19 protein-coding genes and 1 tRNA gene are annotated in these 21,234 nt (G+C 37.5%); 7 read left to right on the top strand and 13 right to left on the bottom strand.

Annotated features, from left to right (window positions below; translation table 11 throughout):
• Window positions 1-198 precede the first annotated feature (198 nt).
• From H8S40_RS02895 to H8S40_RS02875, 5 genes are all read left to right on the top strand, one after another.
• Window positions 199-1,311, top strand: a complete 1,113-nt coding sequence (locus H8S40_RS02895) for an ABC transporter ATP-binding protein (RefSeq protein WP_118724972.1) — start codon at window positions 199-201, stop codon at window positions 1,309-1,311.
• Window positions 1,312-1,461: 150 nt separating this feature from the next.
• Window positions 1,462-2,370 (top strand): PucR family transcriptional regulator, encoded by a 909-nt coding sequence (locus H8S40_RS02890; RefSeq protein ID WP_118724973.1) that lies wholly within the window; start codon window positions 1,462-1,464, stop codon window positions 2,368-2,370.
• A 1-nt stretch (window position 2,371) separates the two neighbouring features.
• Complete coding sequence (locus H8S40_RS02885; RefSeq protein ID WP_118724974.1) at window positions 2,372-2,872, top strand: DUF6106 family protein; 501 nt, start codon at window positions 2,372-2,374, stop codon at window positions 2,870-2,872.
• A gap of 107 nt (window positions 2,873-2,979) precedes the next feature.
• Window positions 2,980-3,774: a threonine/serine exporter family protein gene (locus H8S40_RS02880; RefSeq protein WP_022074633.1), complete on the top strand. Its 795-nt coding sequence runs from the start codon at window positions 2,980-2,982 to the stop codon at window positions 3,772-3,774.
• A gap of 53 nt (window positions 3,775-3,827) precedes the next feature.
• Window positions 3,828-4,277 carry a threonine/serine exporter family protein gene (locus H8S40_RS02875; protein WP_243238169.1) on the top strand — a complete coding sequence of 150 codons (450 nt, stop codon included), beginning with the start codon at window positions 3,828-3,830 and terminating at the stop codon, window positions 4,275-4,277.
• A gap of 50 nt (window positions 4,278-4,327) precedes the next feature.
• On the opposite strand, the gene H8S40_RS02870 is transcribed toward H8S40_RS02875, so the two are convergent.
• The 5 genes from H8S40_RS02870 to H8S40_RS02850 form a co-directional block, all read right to left on the bottom strand.
• A complete protein-coding gene (locus tag H8S40_RS02870; RefSeq protein ID WP_118724975.1) occupies window positions 4,328-5,290 on the bottom strand; it encodes a carbohydrate kinase family protein in 963 nt (320 codons plus the stop codon).
• 150 nt (window positions 5,291-5,440) lie between these two features.
• Window positions 5,441-6,925: a glycoside hydrolase family 32 protein gene (locus H8S40_RS02865; protein WP_118724976.1), complete on the bottom strand. Its 1,485-nt coding sequence runs from the start codon at window positions 6,923-6,925 to the stop codon at window positions 5,441-5,443.
• 25 nt (window positions 6,926-6,950) lie between these two features.
• The gene (locus H8S40_RS02860; protein WP_118724977.1) at window positions 6,951-8,630 is read right to left on the bottom strand and encodes a type 2 periplasmic-binding domain-containing protein; all 1,680 of its coding nucleotides are present in this window, start codon (window positions 8,628-8,630) and stop codon (window positions 6,951-6,953) included.
• Window positions 8,631-8,651: 21 nt separating this feature from the next.
• Window positions 8,652-9,584, bottom strand: a complete 933-nt coding sequence (locus H8S40_RS02855; protein ID WP_118688832.1) for a carbohydrate ABC transporter permease — start codon at window positions 9,582-9,584, stop codon at window positions 8,652-8,654.
• Window positions 9,565-10,503, bottom strand: a complete 939-nt coding sequence (locus H8S40_RS02850; RefSeq protein ID WP_117990900.1) for an ABC transporter permease — start codon at window positions 10,501-10,503, stop codon at window positions 9,565-9,567. The genes H8S40_RS02855 and H8S40_RS02850 overlap by 20 nt, the downstream gene beginning before the upstream one ends.
• Window positions 10,504-10,725: 222 nt before the next feature.
• Between H8S40_RS02850 and H8S40_RS02845 the strand changes: the two genes are divergently transcribed.
• Complete coding sequence (locus tag H8S40_RS02845; RefSeq protein ID WP_118724978.1) at window positions 10,726-11,751, top strand: LacI family DNA-binding transcriptional regulator; 1,026 nt, start codon at window positions 10,726-10,728, stop codon at window positions 11,749-11,751.
• Window positions 11,752-11,813: 62 nt separating this feature from the next.
• Here the strand turns inward: H8S40_RS02845 and H8S40_RS02840 are convergent, their stop codons facing one another.
• From H8S40_RS02840 to H8S40_RS02830, 3 genes are all read right to left on the bottom strand, one after another.
• Window positions 11,814-12,542, bottom strand: a complete 729-nt coding sequence (locus H8S40_RS02840) for an NAD-dependent protein deacylase (RefSeq protein ID WP_117990894.1) — start codon at window positions 12,540-12,542, stop codon at window positions 11,814-11,816.
• 55 nt (window positions 12,543-12,597) lie between these two features.
• A complete protein-coding gene (locus H8S40_RS02835; protein WP_186864507.1) occupies window positions 12,598-13,185 on the bottom strand; it encodes an HD domain-containing protein in 588 nt (195 codons plus the stop codon).
• 139 nt (window positions 13,186-13,324) lie between these two features.
• Window positions 13,325-13,894: a DUF6465 family protein gene (locus H8S40_RS02830; protein ID WP_207723245.1), complete on the bottom strand. Its 570-nt coding sequence runs from the start codon at window positions 13,892-13,894 to the stop codon at window positions 13,325-13,327.
• A gap of 237 nt (window positions 13,895-14,131) precedes the next feature.
• Between H8S40_RS02830 and H8S40_RS02825 the strand changes: the two genes are divergently transcribed.
• Window positions 14,132-14,215, top strand: a tRNA-Leu gene (locus tag H8S40_RS02825).
• A gap of 116 nt (window positions 14,216-14,331) precedes the next feature.
• Here H8S40_RS02825 and H8S40_RS02820 read toward each other — a convergent pair.
• From H8S40_RS02820 to H8S40_RS02800, 5 genes are all read right to left on the bottom strand, one after another.
• Window positions 14,332-16,563, bottom strand: coding sequence for an alpha-galactosidase (locus H8S40_RS02820; protein WP_186864506.1), 2,232 nt, complete (start codon window positions 16,561-16,563; stop codon window positions 14,332-14,334).
• A 15-nt stretch (window positions 16,564-16,578) separates the two neighbouring features.
• Window positions 16,579-17,691 carry a phosphotransferase enzyme family protein gene (locus H8S40_RS02815; RefSeq protein ID WP_118688827.1) on the bottom strand — a complete coding sequence of 371 codons (1,113 nt, stop codon included), beginning with the start codon at window positions 17,689-17,691 and terminating at the stop codon, window positions 16,579-16,581.
• Window positions 17,692-17,754: 63 nt separating this feature from the next.
• Entirely contained in the window at window positions 17,755-19,017 is a 1,263-nt protein-coding gene (locus tag H8S40_RS02810; RefSeq protein WP_121056914.1) for a Gfo/Idh/MocA family protein, read from the bottom strand.
• Between the two features lie 22 nt (window positions 19,018-19,039).
• Window positions 19,040-20,347: an alpha-L-fucosidase gene (locus H8S40_RS02805; protein WP_186864505.1), complete on the bottom strand. Its 1,308-nt coding sequence runs from the start codon at window positions 20,345-20,347 to the stop codon at window positions 19,040-19,042.
• A gap of 32 nt (window positions 20,348-20,379) precedes the next feature.
• Complete coding sequence (locus tag H8S40_RS02800; RefSeq protein WP_186864504.1) at window positions 20,380-21,234, bottom strand: carbohydrate ABC transporter permease; 855 nt, start codon at window positions 21,232-21,234, stop codon at window positions 20,380-20,382.

Below are 21,234 nucleotides of genomic sequence, written 5' to 3'. Positions count from 1 at the left end.
TAACGGATTCTTATCTTTCCGTCAAATATTACTGCATCCGGACATTCAATTTCTCCTTATGGTTAAAATGTACATCCATCTCTTATTTTTTTGGTTACTCGTTACATTGTTCATTTCCCGCTTTATTTGTATACTTATCTCAGAACAAAACAAAAACTTTTAACACTCATTACTATATTTTTAAGGAGGCTATTTCAAATGGCAAGTTTATCATTAAGAGGAATTGAAAAAATATATCCAAACGGATTTCACGCAGTAAAAGATTTCAATCTTGAAATCGAAGATAAAGAATTCATCATTTTCGTAGGACCATCAGGATGTGGTAAATCTACTACACTTCGTATGATCGCAGGTCTGGAAGACATTTCCGGTGGTGTTCTTGAAATTGACGGAAAGAAAATGAACGATGTAGAGCCTAAAGACCGTGATATCGCAATGGTATTCCAGAACTATGCTCTGTACCCACATATGACAGTATATGACAACATGGCTTTCGGTTTGAAACTTCGTAAAGTTCCAAAAGATGAGATTGATAAAAAAGTTCGCGAGGCTGCAAGAATCCTTGACCTTGAAAAACTGCTTGACCGTAAACCAAAAGCTCTTTCCGGTGGACAGAGACAGCGTGTTGCTATGGGACGTGCTATCGTTCGTAATCCTAAGGTATTCCTTATGGATGAGCCTCTTTCAAACTTGGATGCTAAGCTGAGAGTTCAGATGCGTATCGAGATTTCCAAACTGCATGAGAATTTAGGTGCTACGATCATCTACGTTACACATGACCAGACAGAGGCTATGACACTTGGTACAAGAATCGTTGTTATGAAAGACGGAATTGTTCAGCAGGTAGATACTCCTCAGAACCTTTACAATTCACCATGTAACCAGTTCGTTGCCGGATTCATCGGATCACCTCAGATGAACTTCATGGATGCACTTGTTAATGTAAATGGAAATGATGTTACATTAACAGTAGGTGAGCATGTATTAAAAGTTCCTGCATCTAAAAAACAGGCTCTGATCGATGGCGGTTATGATGGAAAAACTGTTGTTCTTGGTATTCGTCCTGAAGATGTACATGATTCACAGGCATTTATCAGCAACTCTCCTGACAGCGTGATCAAATCTAAGATCAAAGTTTATGAATTGCTTGGTGCAGAAGTATTCTTGTATTTCGACTTAGAAGGAACTCAGATGACAGCACGTGTTAATCCACGTACAACTCTGAGAACAGGAGATGATGCAATCTTCGCTCTTGATATGGAAAAGATTCACCTTTTCGACAAAGATACTGAGTTGACGATTACAAACTAGTAGTTTATTATAAAAGAAAGAGTTCGCCCTGTAATCACAAAGAATCAAGCGATTACGAGGTTACATATAAGAGAGGGGTTGTACTTTTGTACAACTCCTCCCTTTGTCTCTTTATCTGCAACACTTAGTGAGATATAAACGGAGGCTTTCATGAAACATAGCACAGAACTTGAACATGCATTAAAAAATCTCAGACAGCTTACAGGCATCACCCTGGATGTAAAAGCTGATACAGAAGAAGAGGAAATTCAGGCACTCACACAGATACGTTGTCTTTGTAATGCTTATCAGGAAAAATATAACAAGACCTATTTTTTACAGGGGCTTGTAACCGGAACGATTCCGATATATGATATTTTAGAAAGAGCTTCTCGACTGCATATCAATCTTGAGGAACGACGCATTCTGTTTTTATTAAAGACCAAAGGTCCTCTAGATGAAATAATTCCGGAGATTTTAAAGAATCTGTTTCCACCACAGACGCACTCTTATCTGGTTCCTTTAACTGAATCCAGCATGGTCGTCCTTCGTCCTGTGAAGGATTCGGAAACAGAAAACGATTTTTTACAGATTGCACGTACGATTGTCGATACACTGAATATGGAGGCTCTCTCTTTTATCCAGGTGGCTTACAGCGGATGCTTTTATTCCCTTACGGAATGCTCAGAAGCTTATAAAAGTGCCTATCTCGCTTTAAAGGTTGGAAATTTATTTTATTCAGAACAAACAGTATTTCCGTATAACCGGCTTGGAGTCGGACGCTTGCTATACCAGCTTCCAATTTCAATCTGCGAGGGATTTTTACATGAAGTATTTGGTGATGATATTCCTGATTCATTTGATAACGAAACAGATATAACAATTACCAGATTTCTTCAAAACAACCTGAATATTGCCGAGACTTCCAGACAATTACATATGCACCGCAATACTCTTATTTACCGACTTGACCAGGTAGAGAAAAAGACAGGTCTCGACCTTCGCAAATTTGAAGATGCTATGACCTTCAAGCTTGCAAGTATGGTTATAAATTATTTATATTCAGAAAGGAATTCTTAACATGAATGACACTTATTATGAACAACTGGTAACTTGTAAACCAACCGGAAAGACTGCACTTTTACGTGTACTTTCCTTTCTCCCAATCCTGATTCTTATCCTCTTTGGATTTCCGTTTTTAGGATTTTTTGCATTTATGTTAGCTGCTTTATATGCTGTTCTTGCCTATTATTTTATCTTTCCTCGTTTTAATGTGGAATATGAATATGACTTGTTAAACCACGAACTCGATATTGCAGCAATTTACAGCAAAGCAAATAGAAAAGACAAGCTTTCTATTGATATTCAGCATGCAGAAATTATAGCGCCGAAAAACTCTCACAGACTGGACTCTTACCACACAACAAAACGCTATGATTTCTCTTCTGGAAATGCAAATGCCAACACATATGCTATCATCATTACATTGAATCAGACCCTCTGTACTGTCTTGTTCGATCCTGATGATGAAATGCTCCGACATATGAAGGGTTGGATGGGAATGAAATTATTTCAGGATTAATTGTAAAAAATGTGCTATAATCTTAAAAGATGCGGATACACTTCGGATTCTATTTTCGTTTTGTATCCGCTTTTTTGTAAAACAAGAATAACTGGGGGAAATTTATTTTGGAAACTTTTGAAAAAGAAGACAATCGAATGGCATTGAACACAGCCGCTCTTGCAGGCGATATCCTGCTGGAAAGCGGTGCTGAGATTTCTCGTGTAGAAGAGACAATTAACAGAATTGCCCGTGCCTATGGTATTGAATCTTGTGATCCTTTTGTCTTAAGCAGTGGATTCTTTCTCACTGCTGACAGTAATTCTGATCAGAACTTTGCCTGGGTAAGACATATTCCTCTGAGTGCGACACGATTAGATCGCGTTACAGCCGTCAACCAATTATCACGCGAAATTGAGCAGGGTATTTACAGTCCCACTGAAGCATATCAGAAGCTCCAGGCAATCCAGAAAACACCGGCAAAGGCCAAATGGTGCCAGATTCTTGCTTCCGGTATCGGAAGTGGATGCTTTTGCTATCTGTTTGGCGGTGATGCTATTGATAGTATCGTTTCTTTTATAGCCGGACTGCTTTTATATGTCTATTTATTATGTCTTGTAAAAGGACGCCTCTCAAAAATCGCAACAAATATTTCCGGCGGTATGGTCGTAACTTTAATCGCCGTACTCATTTACCAAATGGGGCTTGGACATCATTTAAATGAGATTATCATCGGTGCTATTATCCCATTGGTTCCCGGTGTTGCCTTTACAAATGGTATCCGCGACATTGCAGACCAAGATTATATCGCCGGAGCTGTTCGAATGCTGGATGCTCTTCTTGTTACTTTCAGCATTGCCATGGGAGTAGGACTTATTATAATCGGATATCACCAGATTGTCGGCAGTATGCTTCTTCCTTAAATTTAATCATTATGACACACAACACTTATATTTACAAAGGAGACCTTTGCGTTATGTCTATGCATTTATTTTTTGAATTTCTTAACGCTGCTGTTGGTACAATGGCGTTTGCCCTGCTTTTTCAAGTACCAAAACAATATTATGTAAACTGCGGTATAATCGGCGGATGTGGATGGCTTTGTTATAAATTGCTTCTTTCTGGATGCGGACTTTTCGCTTCTACCTTTTTTGCGACCGTTCTTGTCGTTTTCCTCTCCCGCCTCAGTGCAGTTCATCGCCATTGTCCGGTAACAGTCTTTTTGATTGCCGGCATTTTCCCGCTGGTTCCAGGAGCCGGCATCTATTGGACCGCCTACTATGCAGTGACAGACCAGCTTGCCAAAGCTTCTGCCCGCGGATTTCTAACCTTAAAAATTGCCGTTGCAATTGTACTTGGTATTTTGTTTGTTTTTGAATTTCCACAAAAATGGTTCCGCAGGATTGCCTCCCACGAAACCATATAAATGACTTTTCAGCCACCAGACCACTGGTGGTTTTGCTTTCGACTTGAATATTACATCCGTTCGTCCAGCAGATTCTGGATTTCATCTCTTGTCGGCATTACGCGCAGTGCACCTTTTCTTGTTGTGATCACAGATGCTGCCGCATTTGCAAACGTCAGCATTTCTTTCAGATTTTCTTCTAAGCCTTCCATTCCATGTTCACAGATATAATGTAATACACAACCACAGAATGTATCTCCTGCCCCTGTCGTCTCAATTGTATCTTTCTGAAGGAATGGTTTTACCTCTACCATAATTCCGTTATAATATGCACGGCTTCCTTCTTTTCCCATAGATACAAGAATTAGCGGAATCTGATATCTTTCTCTAATCCAGTTCACACCCTCAGTATAATCTTCTTCACCAGTCAGCCACTGAATCTCATTGTCTGAAATTTTCAAAATCTGACAATGTGCTAATCCATATAACACCTGTTCCTTTGCCTCATCCAAAGAATTCCAAAGCGGAGGACGTAAGTTCGGATCAAAGGAAATAAGTGCACCGGACTCTTCTGCGATGCGAATTGCCTCTTTTGTTGCTTCACGTACCCCTTCATGTGTCATAGATAATGTTCCGAAATGGAAGATTTTTGTTTCTTTGATAAGTTCTTCACAAATTTCTTCTTTATTCAGCATCATATCTGCTCCCGGATTTCGATAAAATGAAAAATCTCTGTCCCCATCCGGATAAGTATGCACCATCGCCAGTGTTGTATGGATTTCCTTGTCTGTGCATAATCCAGAAGCATCAATCCTAACTTCTGTTATCGCATCTCTCAACTGTTTTCCAAAAAAGTCTTCCCCAACTTTTCCGATAAATGCTGTCTTACGTCCAAGTTTTGTCAACATTGCAAGTACATTGCACGGAGCGCCTCCCGGATTTGCTTCAAAAAGTGGGTTTCCCTGAGCACTTTTTCCATTTTCTGTAAAATCAATTAATAATTCTCCTAATGCCACTACATCATATTTCTTCATCACTTTCTCCATTCTGCCGTCATAAAACGACTACATTTCTTCTATCATCGATACTATGCTCCTATACTACAAAGGAGATTCCCATTCCAGGAATCCCCCTATCATTATCCATGCATTTTCAATCTCAATGTAAGTTCAATCATGTATTTTCTAAATCAGATCATATTTCACTACATCGATTTTAGCTGCACCATCAGCAAAGAACGAAATTCCTTTTGCCTCTTGTTCTGTAAATATAACTACAGACATAACCTGCTCGCCATCATTAATAAATATCTCTGCGCTGAATCTGTCTAAAATCACACGGAGTTTTAATTCATTGGCATCTCCATTTACCAGACATCTTCTCTGATGAACCAACGCTCTTTCGGTTCCTGAAAATTTTCTATCAATTTTCAGTACAGACTCATCAGGACGGAAGCTCAGTTCTGTATAAAACTTCTCATTCTTCGCAAAGCGTAATCCAAATTTCTTATACATATTTTCTTTATCTTCCGGACGTATCACAAGTTCCATATCGATGGTTCGTCCTTCGACGCGATCTAATGTGATCGTATCATTATCTATTACTACATCGTTGTACTCAACTCTGTTTTTGCGCAGTGCATCGAGTTCTTTGATTGGAGTTTGATAAAGTCTTCCGTTTTTCACAGACAATTCTCTCGGCAAACTCATTTGTGCAAACCACTTCGAATCATTATCACGATGAGCCAATGTGTCCCAGTTCTGCATCCAGCCAATCATAATTCTGCGTCCGTCCGGTGCTTTCACCGTCTGCATTGCATAAAAATCAATTCCATAATCCACAGACTGAGCGAACTGCTCTTTTAAGGTATATGTATCCTTGTCCATTTCTCCTATGATACATAAAGTGCCGTTTCCGTTATGATATTCCAAGCCTTCCGGCAACATATCCTGCGGACTTGTCAGGAGAATGTGTTTTCCATCCAGTTCAAAGAAATCCGGACATTCCCACATTTTTCCAAAACGTTTCTTATTTTCTGCAAGGATGCTGACAAATTCCCAGTCAAATCCATTCTCACTTCTGTAAAGAAGAATCTGACCGCTTCCATCTGCCGGTCTGCTTCCAATCACACAATAGAAGTTTCCATCTTTTCCTTTCCAGATTTTTGGATCACGGAAATCTACTTTACTTGCACCTTCCGGAAGATTCTTTTCTGTTAAAACCGGATTCTTCTCGTATTTCACATAATCTCTTCCGTCTCCGACAGCTACCGCCTGTGTCTGTATATCTCTTTTACTTCCATCTTCTAATGTTTCATGATCTACAGCTGTATACATAAGCAATTGTCTACCGTCATCCAACTCTATTGCACTTCCCGAAAAACATCCAACCTTATCGTATTCTTCATCTGGTGCAAGAGCTGCTGGAAGAAATTCCCAATGCAGTAAATCTTTACTAACCACATGCCCCCAATGCATACTGTTCCAGTGTGTATCATATGGATAATACTGATAAAAAAGATGGTACTCTCCCTGATAGTATGAAAAACCATTCGGGTCATTCATCCATCCGACATATGGACTCACATGAAAAGCCGGTCTGTCTTCTGCTTTTATCTGCTTCCCTTGTTCTTCTTCATATTTTCTAGCCTTTTCTAACATCTCACTCATGCAAATTCTCCTGTTGTTCGTATCGTTATTTTTCTTCACTCACTGACTCCTGATACTGATCAAAGTATTTCTGTTTAATTGAAAGATAATCAGAAAGTCCATACTGTTCCATTTTCTTCAGATAGGAATCCCACTCTTTTTCAATTCCTCCATTCAGAATCCAGTCTGCTTTCTTCTGTTCTGCATATTTTTTTATATCTGTATCGTACTGAGATACTTTATTCGTATCATCAATGCTCATAAACACATTTGGATAAACATATTTACTGTTCATATCCTGTAAATAAGTTTCATGCATATTATCCAAACGCCATTTTGCATCTTCTGGCTGTGTTACATATACATCATAATATTCATTTAAAACTGCAAGAGGGCCATTTACCGATTGTGCCTCACGCACTTCTACCGGAGACTGTTTTCCAAGATCCATATGCTTTAGCATTTTTCCACCATCTTTGTTTGTAGACATTTCAAAAATGTTAAAGGAGTCCTTTTCTCCATAAGTTCCCCAGTTATTCTGTGGTGATTGAAGTGGTGCATACATCTGGTCAATCCATGCAGCAGCAAGTGCTGTATTCCGACAACTTGATGTAAGAACACATCTTCCACGGTCAAATCCACTTGTTTCACTGTTGTTCTGTCTCGTGATATTTCTCATGCCATTCGGCCCCGTCAGCGCCGGTAGCATCACATAATCTTCATTGTTATCAATATTTGCAATGTCCCATGTAAAACAGAGACCGTATCGATGGTTCTTACCTTTTGCTACATAGGTAGACCACTCTTGTGTAAATGCTTCTGGGTCAACTAAATCCTCTGTCACAAGTTTATGTAACCATTCAATTCCTTCTTTATAACCTTCCTGAACAGTTGTGTAAATAACTTTTCCTTCATCCGTTACAGCGAAATGATCTCCCGTATCTCCATAACCTTTTCCAAACCCATTGATTAAAATTGCCGGATCTTGGTCCCCATTATTGATAATAAATGACATTGGAATCACATTACCTTCAATTGAAAATTCTTTTTCAAGCTCATCTGCATGATCACGGAATTGAATCAATACCTGTTCCAATTCATCTGTTGTTGTCGGAATCTCAAGTCCTAGATAATCCAGCCATTTTTTGTTAATATATGGAATATCTCCGATTGCCTGAATGGCTTCTTTCCCGGCTCCAAGCTGTTCAATCCAAGGGAATGAATAAATATGTCCATCTGGTGCTGTACACATTGTCCTATATTCTGGATATTTATCAAATACTGCCTGTAAATTCGGCATATATTTATCTATCAGATTTTCTAATGGGATAATGATACCCTGCTTTGCATAACGCAATAGATCATAATCACTCATACCTGCATTGAATAATCCGTCCGGTAGATTTCCAAATTGAGCAAGTGCCAGATTTTTCTTATCAGAAAACTGATCCGATACAAAACAAGTCCAATCAATATGAACATTCGTCTGCTCTTCCATTCTCTGAAAGATTACTCGTTCATTTGGCTCCTGTGTTGATGTAGCCGGTGCACTTGTAATAAATGAAAGTTCTGCAGTTTCCTTCAATGGAAACTGCACTTCCGTTGCAGGTGTGTCCGGGTTGATTTCAGCTTCAAGCTGCTGCTCTTTTCCACAACCTGTAACTCCCACCAGCATCGTCAGAGATAGTACAATTGCAAGTAATGCATTTACTTTTCTTTTCTTCATATCTGTATCATTCCTTTCTTATTAGCCTTTTACCGATCCAACCATAATTCCTTTGTCAAAGTACTTCTGGAAGAATGGGTACATTACTAACAGTGGTAAACTTGATACTACAATGGTTGCATATTTGAGCTGTTCTGCTATTTTTGCCATTTCCGCTGTGCTCTGAATATCGGCAATCATGCCCGGCTGTGGTGTATTCTGTACTAAGATAGAACGGAGCACTAACTGTAATGGCTGCAAATTCGCATCATTCAAATAAATCATTGCGTCGAAATAACTGTTCCACATTCCAACGAAAGACCAAAGCGCCAGTACTGCAATGATTGGCTTACATACCGGAATCATAATTTTAAAGAAATGTTGGATTTCATTCGCTCCATCAATCGCAGATGCTTCTCTTAATTCTTTTGGAATTGACTGATAATAAGTTCTTGCAAGAATCATATTCCATACATTAAATGCTCCTGGAATCAGGATTGCCCACACTGTATTAACCATATGCAGTTGATTGATCAAAATGAATGTAGGAATCATTCCACCGCCAAAAAACATAGTAATTAAGAAAATAATATTAAAAATCTTTCTTCCTACAAATTCTTTTTTGGACAACGGATACGCTGCCAATAATGTCACAAAAACAGAAATAACTGTAAATGCAAGTGAATACAGGAAGGAATTTAAAAAGCCACGCCAGATCATTTCATTCTCTAATACTCTTCGATATGCATCTAATGTCCAGTCCTTAATATTAAAACTCAATCCCTGGTTATTCAAAACAGTCGGATCCATAAAGGATGCAAGTACTACATAGATAATCGGTATTGCTATAGAAAGGACGAATAAACCAAGAATGGTAAATCCGATTCCAAGGATTACTTGGTCTGTCCTTGAATATTTTTTCTTCTTTTTTTTCTCCATCTCTTCTCCCTCTTTTCTATAATCCTTCTCCGTCATTCAGTTTCTTAACAACCCAGTTTACAAAGATCAACAAGATAACATTTACAACCGAATTGAAGAGACCTACCGCTGTCGAATATCCATAATCTCCGTTCAGAAGTCCGATACGATATACATATGTAGACAGGATTTCTGATGCTGGCAAGTTCATGTCTGTCTGTAAAGCATATGCTTTTTCAAAACCTATACTCATAATATTTCCGGCCTGTAAAATAAACTGAATTACAATAATATTTTTAATTGCCGGCAACTCTACATACCAGATCTGCTGCAGAAGATTAGCTCCATCCATGATCGCTGCTTCTTCCAGCTCCTTGCTTGCATTTGCCAATGCTGCTGTATACATGATAGATGACCATCCTGCTGCTTGCCAGATTCCGCTTGCAATATAAATTGTTCGGAATGCAGAAGGCATTGTCATCCAGTTTGTGCTAATTCCGAGCGCTTTGTTCAACGGTCCTACAGGTGATAAAAGCATACGAACCATACCGCAAAGTACGATGACTGAAATAAAATTCGGCATATAGATCAAAAGCTGAACTTTCTTTTTAATCCCTGTCTTACGGATGCGATTCAGAAGCAATGCAAGAATAATCGGAACCGGGAACCCCCACAACAGTCCATAGATACTCAATTTTAATGTATTCATCAGATAATTCATAAAATCTGGTGAAGATAAAAATCGCCTAAAATACTCAAGTCCTACCCATGGACTACCTAGAACTCCTTTTATTACATTGTAGTCTTCGAACGCTATCAGGAGACCACCCATTGGGAGATACTTAAAAATAATTGTCAGTAAAAGCCCTGGCATTAGGAAGAAAAGATATAACTGCCAGTTTTTCTTCATATAAATCATCTTTTCTCTCCACGTTCGTTTGCTTACGGACTTTGCTTGATTTTGCATTCTTTTCATGCACTTCTTCCTCCATTCCTTTAACTTTATGAAAAACCGGTTACGTAACCGGTTACTTTGTAGTTTGATATTACTATATTCTTCTCTTTCTGTCAACACTTTTGTGCGCTAAAATAACCGGTTACGCAACCGGTTATTTTAGCATTGCATTTTTCCATGAAAATTGCTATACTGAAAGATATTATTAACCATCAGCCATCATATTGGAGGAGATTCAATTTTATGAGTAAAAAACAGGTAACTTTTGCAGATATTGCGGAATACACCAATTTTTCAAAAACTACAATATCAAGATATTTCAATCACCCGGATTCACTGACGGTTGAAAACCAGGAAAAGATTTCACAGGCTCTTGATACACTTGGATATAAAAAGAATAAGCTGGCAAAGGTTCTGGCAAATGGAAAAAGCGAATTTATCGGAATCATTGTTCCAAACCTTTACCTGCACTATTATTCTGAGATGCTGACACAATTCCTTTCCAGCTACAGTGATTATCACTATAAATTTCTTGTTTTCGCCAGTGAACATGGTGCTGAAGAAGAACAACAGTACATTGAAGAACTTCTGTCTTATCAGATTGAAGGACTGATTGTTTTAAGTCACACTCTTCCATCTGAGAAACTTGCTTCCTATCAGATTCCTGTCATCGCGATTGAACGCGAAGCAAAATATATCAGCAGTGTCAATACTGATAACTATATGGGTGCACTTCAAGCTACTTCCCTGTTGATTCGGGATAAATGTGACATATTAATTCATATAAATGTCAATGTGAATAAATCCGCCCCGGCTTATGACCGAATCCGGGCCTTTCAGGCTACTTGCGAAGAATATCATGTTCCATATGATATAGATCTTAGTGTAGAAGGTGATTCTTATCATGAGATTTTAAACGTAATCCGAGAGATTTTCAATAAAATAGAAGCAAAATACCCCAATCAAAAAAAAGGTATCTTTCTTGCGAATGATACCTATGCTAATATGTTTCTTAATTTAATTTTCCAAAAATATGGAACATTTCCTTCTACTTATGAGATTGTTGGATTTGACAACTCTCCGATTGCCAGCGAGGCAATCCTTCCGATCACAACCATCGGCCAGCAGATTGATGTGATTGTAAAGACTGCCATGGATCTTCTTGTCCAACAGATGGAAGAGCAGAAAAAGCGTGTTCCCAAACCATTAGGTGAACCTGTTCATAAACAAATTGCCCCTGTATTAATTCGCCGTAATACAACAAAATAATTTATTTTTCATGATTGAGAACGTTGCAAATTTAACTGCTTTTAATATCACATGCAAATAGCTCAAACAAAAATTTTCTCCATCACTTCTCCAATCGGGGCTGAAATCGTCAAATTCGACCGCACAGCCCTTCCGGTCTCCGATTTATTGATCACTGCCAAATATTTTCCATTGAAGTAATCAATAAATCCGGCCGCCGGATATACGACCAATGAAGTGCCTCCGATGATTAACATATCTGCCTGACCAATTGCATTTACAGCACCCTGGATCGTTGCAGAATCCAATCCTTCTTCATAAAGGACAACATCTGGTTTAATAATCCCTCCACATTTTTTACATCTTGGTATTCCATCAGAACTTTTCACATATTCCGCATCATAAAATTCATGACAATCCATGCAATAATTTCTCATAATACTTCCATGTAATTCATATACTGTTTTGCTTCCTGCTGCCTGATGTAGCCCGTCGATATTCTGTGTTACAACTGCTTTCAGCTTCCCTGCCATTTCCAGCTCTGCAAGCTTTCTATGCGCCGCATTCGGCTTCGCATCCAGCATCATCATTTTTTCTTTATAGAATTCGTAAAAAGCTTCTGTATGCTGTATAAAAAAAGAATGACTCACTACCTGTTCCGGTGAATATTTATAAGACTGATGATAAATACCATCCGCACTTCTAAAATCCGGGATTCCACTCTCCGTCGATACTCCTGCGCCTCCAAAAAAGACAATATTCTGACTTTCATCTATCATCTTCTGTAACTGTTCTATTTCTTTCTCATACATCACATATCACCCCTTGTATTAATCTCCTGCACGTCTATAAAGTGCCCAACTTACATTACTCATCCAAAACATGACCTGCCTGAATGTGCTTATCTATTTTATCTTGCATACACTTCCAGATAGTCGCAGATGTTTCTTCTACTTTTTCATTTCTTTTATAAATTTGTGATTTCTTCACTTGATGCTCTGTCCAACTAATTCCACCAGCGGCATCATTTAACAATAATGGCTGGAAATTATCAAGCAAATGTGCATACTTCGCCTCTGCTGTCTCGTACGCTTCAAATTCTTCCCACAAGGCTTTTAAATACATTCCTTGATCTTCTGGTAACATTCCAAAAATATGGTCAGCTGCCTTTCTTTCTCGCTCATCCTTTGTTTTTGCACCTTCCTCATCATATGCATAGGTATCACCGGCATCAATCTCCACCAGATCATGGATCAGTACCATCAACATTACTTTTGATACCTCAACCGGTTCCTCTGCGTATTCCTGAAGCAGGTATGCCATCAATGCGATATGCCAGGAATGCTCTGCATCATTCTCCTTGCGTGATGCATCTGAAAGCGGTGTCTGACGTATAATCTTTTTCACTTTATCAATTTCCAAAATAAATTGAAGCTGTTTCTCTAATCGATTCATCTTTTAAGCCTCCATTACTTTTCTAATAACTCTATCTTACTCCTTTTGTCGTATGCATGGCAACTTAAAAAGGAGAAATGATATCCTGTCAATATCACTTCTCCTTTTATGTATGTTCTTACACTTTTCTTATTTAATCTTACAGTTCAACTCTACCTGTTGTATCTCCGTTGATTACATAGTAAGCTGCTGAATCTTCTGGTTTTAAGTAAATCTTAACGTCTTTCAAATCGCCAACTTTATTCTTAAGAACTTTTGTCCAAACGTCTTTTACTTTCTGGAAGATTTCTTTTTCTGTATATTCTTTTCCAGCGAACTGAAGGAACATCTCTGTTTTTACTTCAGCTTTCTTTGCTGTTGTCTTCTTTGCAGGTGCTTTCTTTGCTGCTGTTTTCTTTGCAGGTGCTTTCTCTTCTTTTGCCGGTGCATCTACAAGAACTGCTGCTTTTGTCTCAATTCCTTTTGTTGTATCTTTCTGAGTTGAGATTGCCTTTGGAGCTGGTTTTGCTTCTACCTTCTTAGGTTCTACTTTTTTAGTCTCAACTTTTTTAACTTCTTCTTTTACTGTCTCTGTTGTCTTTGTTTCTTTTATAGAAGATGTTGCTGCCTCTGCTGTTGCCTCTGCTGCTGTCTCATTCTTTAACGCTGTCTGTTCTGCTGTCTTTAACGCTTTAGCTGCTTTTTGCTCTTTTAATGTTTTTCTTGCCATTACTTGTTCCCTCCTAATAAATATTCAAGTATTCTGACTCGATTTCATTTTTGCTACAAGTGTTATTGTACCTCATTTTATTGAAAAGGTCAAAAAAATAACAATAATTTTTACATTCCTACTTTTTTTCTAAATTTTCTGATTTTTTATATTATTTGAACAAATTAACTTTTTTTATTTTTTTAGAGTTTTAGGGTTTACAAACTATCCAATTATTGATATACTATCACATGTCGAGCGGAAGTGGCGGAATGGCAGACGCGCTAGATTCAGGTTCTAGTGGGAGTTTATCCTGTGAGAGTTCAAGTCTCTTCTTCCGCACTAGGCAGAAACCCATGTGTATGCATGGGTTTTTTATTTTGCATAACCAGACAGGGACGGAGATTTCCGGCTTTTTTTCTATGAAAAAAGCCGGAAATCTCCGTCCCTGTCTGGTTCTATATGTTTTTTTCTCTTAAAATATAAATCCTTGATTCAAAATCTGTACAAGGTATCGCATCACCTGGAACTTGACCTGCTGTAACATCTGTTGTAATAAGACCAAAGTTCATCAATTCATCCCCATAATGCTCTGTCTTTGCTAATATATTATCATAGAGCTTATTAGAATCAAGACCCTGAAGCTTAATTCTGCTATATGGTTGATTTACTCCATTCAACACTCGATAATATCCTACAAGTGCTGTCGTTTTCTCTTCATTAACTACCATCCAAATGGTTTCGTTTCCCTCAAATGGACTTTTCAATCTGTAAAATGTTCCAAATTGTATCAACTGACGATACTTTTTCATAAATAAAATTTGTGCCTTTACCTCTTCAATTTCAGTATCAGATAATTTATTCAAATCCAACTCGTAACCAAATGTTCCAAAATAGGCCACATTTGCTCTTGTATGTAACGGTGTATTTCGAAATACCTGATGATTTGGTATTACAGACACATGACTTCCCATGCTGCTGATTGGATAACACATCGATGTTCCATATTGGATTTTCAATCTTTCAATAGCATCAGAATCATCGCTTGTCCATCCTTGTGGTGCATAATAAAGCATTCCCGGATCAAATCGTCCTCCTCCGCTTGCACAAGACTCAAATAAGATTTTCGGAAATTCCGATGTCAATCTTTCATACAAATCATACACTCCAAGTATATAACGATGGAATATTTCTCCCTGTCGTTCTGCTGGATAAGCAATGCTATAACACTCTGTAATGCTTCTGTTCATATCCCATTTTATGTATGAGATCTTTGCATTCGAAAGAATCTTTGAAATCATTGTATAGATGTAATCAACAATCTCTTTTCTTGAGAAATCTAATACATATTGATTACGTCCATGTGAACTCGTTCTTCCCGGTGTTTGTAAGATCCAATCTGGATGTTGACGATATAGGTCTGAATCCTTATTTACCATTTCTGGTTCAATCCATAAACCAAATTGCATACCAAGATTTTCTATGCGATCTGCCAGACCTTCAATCCCATTCGGAAGCAATTCCTTGTTTACTATCCAGTCTCCCAATCCGGCACTATCATTTCTACGTTCACCAAACCATCCATCATCAAGAACAAATAATTCGATGCCGCATTCCTTTGCTTTCTCTGCAATTTTCACCAAACGTTCTTCTGTGAAATCAAAATACGTTGCTTCCCAATTATTGTTCAATATTGGTCTGACGCGATCACGCCAATACCCTCGTGCAAGACGCTTTGCATATAATTTATGAAAATTCTGACTCATCTCATTAAGTCCATTATCCGAGTAAAGCATCACTGCCTCTGGCGTCTGAAAACTTTCTCCTGATTCTAATTTCCAGTCAAATCCATTTGGATTAATTCCTACTGTAACTCGCGTCACATCATGTGTATCTACTTCTGCCTGAATCCTAAAATTACCGCTATAAATGAAACTGAATCCTATTGCTTCTCCCTTAGATTCATCTGTATTTTTTCTTTTAAGAACCATGAACGGATTCTGTTCATGCGAAGAATTTCCACGCATGCTATCAATTGCCGTAATGCCCTGTTCCAAAGTCCTCATCTTCACGTACCGTTCTCTAGCCCATGCACCAGACAGTTGCATCCAAACATAATCTTTATCCGGAAGATCCAGATTTAAACTCATTGCTGTAAGCAAATGTACCGGCATTGTCCCTGTGTTTTTTATACAGACACTTCTGGCAATCGCACTGTATTCAGAAAAGATCGTATACAGCAATTCCACTACAATCCCCGTAAGAGAATCTTTCAAAAAGATCTTAAGCGTCATCGCTTCTTCTTCAGTTTCTGTATAAGTAGACGGAAGTCCCTGAAGTTTTGGCTTTCCTGGTAAAATCTGATATCCATCATATTTAAATTCTGAGATTCTGCTTCCATTTTTCTGTAATATTTCAATCGCAGGATGACGATAGTCCGTTGTCCCATATACCGGATATTCCTGTCGAATATGCTCCAATGAGAAACTTTTGTTCCCTTCATATACATAGGAAGTCATCGGACGTTCTATTTTCTCTACCAGATAAGAAAAATCCTTTTTATCATGAATTTTCTTTCCAAAATAAATCTGGCCCATATGTCTGTTTTCTAACACACACATAATGTAGCTTATTTTATCATTATATAAATGAAATGTCTTTGTCTCTTTATGAAATACAATATTTCTCATATATATTTTCCCTTGTTATTGGTATTTTTCAACAATCTTCTGCATTAAATCCCATTTCTTTTCCATGTCTGCAACAAGCTTAAATTGTGTTCGACATCTATCCAGATTATGGTCTTCTCTATGAATCTTAAAATAATGATCTCCTTCAAGATAATCCGTCAGGAATCGTATTCCGCATTCAAAAGTCATCACCTTAGCTCCCATTGGCAAAAGTTCTATTTCTTTTGTTGTCAATTGTTCTCTACATTCTTCAAGAAAACCTTTAGTATAAAGTTCAAATAACTCCATACTACAAGTAACCTTCTCTAAATCTTTTTCATCCTCTGCTGCTGTACTCGCACCAAAGCGAATAGAATCGCCAAAATCATTCATCGCCAGTCCTGGCATAATCGTATCTAAATCTATTACACAGAGTCCTTTTCCTGTAGCGTAATCTATCATAATATTATTTAACTTTGTATCATTATGTGTTACTCGTAATGGGATCTCGCCTTTTGCCAATAGTTTTCCAAAAACACTTGCTATTTCTTCACGCTCAAGGACAAACTGAATCTCCTTTTGTACTTTTGCTGCACGTCCAAAGCTATCTTTTTCAACAGCCTCCTTAAATGCATTCAATCTAGATTCTGTATCATGAAATCCCTTAATTGTTTCATTCAGTGTTTCTGCCGGATAATTTGACAATAATTTTTGAAAATGTCCAAATGCTACTGCGCTTTCATAAAAATCTTTCGGATTTTCCACAAGATCATAGCTTGTTGCATCTGTAATATACTTATAAGATCTCCAGTACTCTCCCTTGGAATCCACAAAATAATATTTTTCATCTTTTGCCGGAATCAAATTTAATGTTTCTCTCTCTGGATCTCCTCCATTTTTCTTTATTATTTTCTTTAAGTATGTTGTGACTCCTTCAATATTCCGCATTAATTCAACTGGGTTAGTAAAAATCTCTTGATTCACTCTTTGCAAAATCACTCTTATTGATCCCATTTTTCCAATCTCATACATCAACAAATATGTATCATTGATATGGCCACTTCCATAGGGCTTAATACTGATAAGATTACCTTCAAACTGAAATCCATTAATTGCTTCTTTCAACTGTTCTTCTGATACTCTATTCATCACTTACTCCCTTCCCATAAATGCTGAGGATAAATCCCTTCATCATTTTATGTTTTTCATTTTCTATTTTGTCTCGTAGGCACTGTATTCTTCAAAATCAATCACAGTTTTTCTAATTCTGGCTTCTTCAGCTGCAAGAGCCATCAAATGACTTGCCACAGAAACTGACGCATCTGTTTTTCCTGTTTTTCCTTCTCCAACCATACGAACAAACTCACGCATCATATTCATATCACTTCCGCTATGTCCCTTTGAAGGTGTATGAAGTTGAATCAAATCATTTGTTCCACTTACAAAATCTATGATTTCTATTGTTCCTGCCTCCATATCACCTTTTAATTCGCCTTTAGTTCCCATAATTCGAATTCTTCTTGCGCACTGATTTGTAAACGCTGTCATCAAAAATGAAGCTGTAACTTGGTTTTCAAATTCGATATCTACTGTCTGATGATCCACAACTGTATTATCAGAATGGAACACACATCTTCCATAAGGTCCTTTCTTTAACTCCTCTAGGACATGTTCTGAATCTGCCTGATCAGTTACTGCATATACAAGTCCGTCTTCCACAGCTTTCGGATGTTCTAAGTAAAAACGTGGTGCATAAAACGGACATTTATCTCTATGTTCACATCCGTCCATGCAATATCTCGGTGCATTTACAGGTGCATTTTCTTCTGTAAAATATGTAAGTTCTCCAAAAGAACTAATTTTTTTACACTTACTATCAGCTAACCATAACATAATATCCATATCATGACAGCATTTCTGCAATATCATTGGACTTGATTCTTCTTTATTTCTCCAATTTCCTCTCACAAAGCTATGTGCATGATGCCAATATCCTACTTCCTCAATATGCTGAATTGACATCATTCTTCCAATTCTTTCCTCGTCTAAAATTTCTTTTATTTTTGAGAAAAAAGGTGAGTAGCGCAAAACATGACATACTGATAATATTCGATTATATTTCTTTGCCATTGCTCCCATTTTTACAATTTCGTCTTTATTTGGAGACATCGGTTTTTCACATAAAACATGATATCCTTTTTGCAATGCCATAGTAACCGGTTCATAATGCATTTTATCCTGTGTACAAATCATAGCACAATCTGCAATTTTGTCTTGTTGTAATAATTCTTCATATGATTCATACTGTAGCTCTTTTGGAATATTATGTTTTGCTGCAAAAAGTTCTCTACGTTCTTGGTCTGGTTCTGCCACAGCTACCACTTTAAATTCATCTGGGTGATCCAATGCATACTGAGAATATACATAGCCACCCCTCAATCCTGCCCCAATCAAAATACTGGTTACCTGCTTCATCGTTTTTCTTCCTTCCTCATTCTCAATTCTTGAGTTGAATTTTTAATACAGTGTCTTTTTCATCTGGCAATGGATAAGTAAATACCGGATCATCTCCAAATGATACAAATGCAACATCTGTATAAAGAGCTGTATTCCATGCTTCTCCTCTTTTCACTTCACTTCCATCAGCTAAATATGTAATTCTATCCAGTTTTTCAGGACTGATTCCATAGAGCGGAAGTGCTCCTAAAGGTGTCTCGTAAACATGTGCATAAATCACTCCGTCTTTCTCTGTATATCTTCCCCAATCAGGTTTCTCAAGATCTGATATTCCACATCCATAAATACTTTCTTTATTCTTATCCATCCAGTTTCCAACTTCTTTGAGTATTTCAACACTTTCCTTTGGAATGTTTCCTTTCGCATCAGGTCCTACATTCAAAATCATGTTACCACCCTTGCTAACACACTCTACAAGTTTTCTCACCAGCATCTCAGGTGTTTTATACTGATGGTCGAAGTTGCAATATCCCCAGTGATTATTCATTGTTGCGCAAAGTTCCCATGGAATTGGCTCTCCATTGATATCACATACACCTTTTGGCGGAATGATCTGTTCCGGACTTGCAAAATCACCACTGTAAATCAATGGATTATCTGTTGCAATACTTCCATGGTTATCTCCAGCACCTTCCAAACGATTATCAATGATTACATCCGGCTGATAATGACGTACCATTTTGATCAATTCTGTTGCTTTCCATTTTTCACCTGTCATATCATCATAAGAAAAATCAAACCATAATAAATCTAATTTTCCATAATTTGTAACAAGTTCTTTTACCTGTCCGTGCATGTAATCCAAATATCTGTCAAAATCGATTTTTTCCTCCTTGTATGCTTCATTATTTCTCATCGGGTGCTGACGATCGCCATATTTCGGGAAATCTGGATGTTTCCAGTCAATAATGGAAAAATAAAGTCCTACCTTTAAATCTTCTTCTCTACATGCATCTACAAATTCTCTTACCAGATCACGTCCGGCTTTTGTATTTGTTGATTTATAATCTGTAAGTTTGGAATCAAACAAGCAAAAACCATCATGGTGTTTTGCAGTTAATACTACATATTTCATTCCTGCTTCTTTGGCTAATCGAACCCATTTTTTCGGATCATAATCTACTGGATCAAACTGTTCAAAATACGTTCTATACTCTTCTACAGTCATCTCTTTTTCTGACATAACCCACTCACCACAGGCTGGAATCGAATATAATCCCCAATGTATAAACATTCCAAATCGTGCATCCATAAACCACTTTGTTCGTTCTCTAATTTCCTGATTCATTTATTTTCTCCTCGTCTTTCAATTATCTACAATTACCCTTTCACAGCACCGCCGGATAATGCTTCAATAAAGAATTTACTAAATACGCAATATAAGATTACCGGTGGAAGAATGATAACAACCATTGCTGAAAACAGTCCGTTATAGTTCGTATTAAATGATGTTGTAAATGTTGACAGCAATGCCGGAACTGTTAATTTTTCTCTTGTGATCAGTACAAGTGATGCCCAGTAATATTCATTCCAGTTACTTAAGAAAGCTAAAACTGCAGCTGTCATAATTCCCGGTCGTGCAATTGGGAAAATAACTTTTACCCATGTTTGGAAATAAGTACAACCATCAATTCTTGCAGCTTCCTCCAACTCTTTTGGAATATTGTCATAATAATTTTTTATAACAAAGAAGCTGACTGCGATACCACTGCAAGAATAAATTAAAATTAATGCTGCACGAGTATCATATAAATGCAGATTATTAATAAGGTTATATACCGGATATGTTAAAGCTGTTGCGGGAATAAACATAGTGGAATATAAAAGAATATTTACCAGTGCTTTACCACGAAATTCCATTCTTGCCACTACATAAGCTGACATAGAGATCATAACCACACTGATCAATACAGATACGCCTGCAACAAACAAACTGTTTCCAAAATAACGAAGTACATGAAGGTCTTTAAATGTAGAAATATATCCATCAATGCAAATCGACTCCGGAAGCTGAAATCCTGGTCTTGCCATAGGATCTTTTTTCAAACTTGATAATCCCAACCATACTAATGGTACGAGTGATACAATCAGTGCCCATGCTAAACAGATATATGTAACGATTTTAGTCCCTGTCGGCATATTTTTTACTTTTTTTCCATGTAAAGATTTTTTCAT

The organism is Ruminococcus hominis, assembly GCF_014287355.1.
Lineage (GTDB): Bacteria > Bacillota > Clostridia > Lachnospirales > Lachnospiraceae > Schaedlerella > Schaedlerella hominis.
Note: the sequence above shows the minus strand (reverse complement) of the source record. Positions and strands in the feature narration are given on the sequence as shown.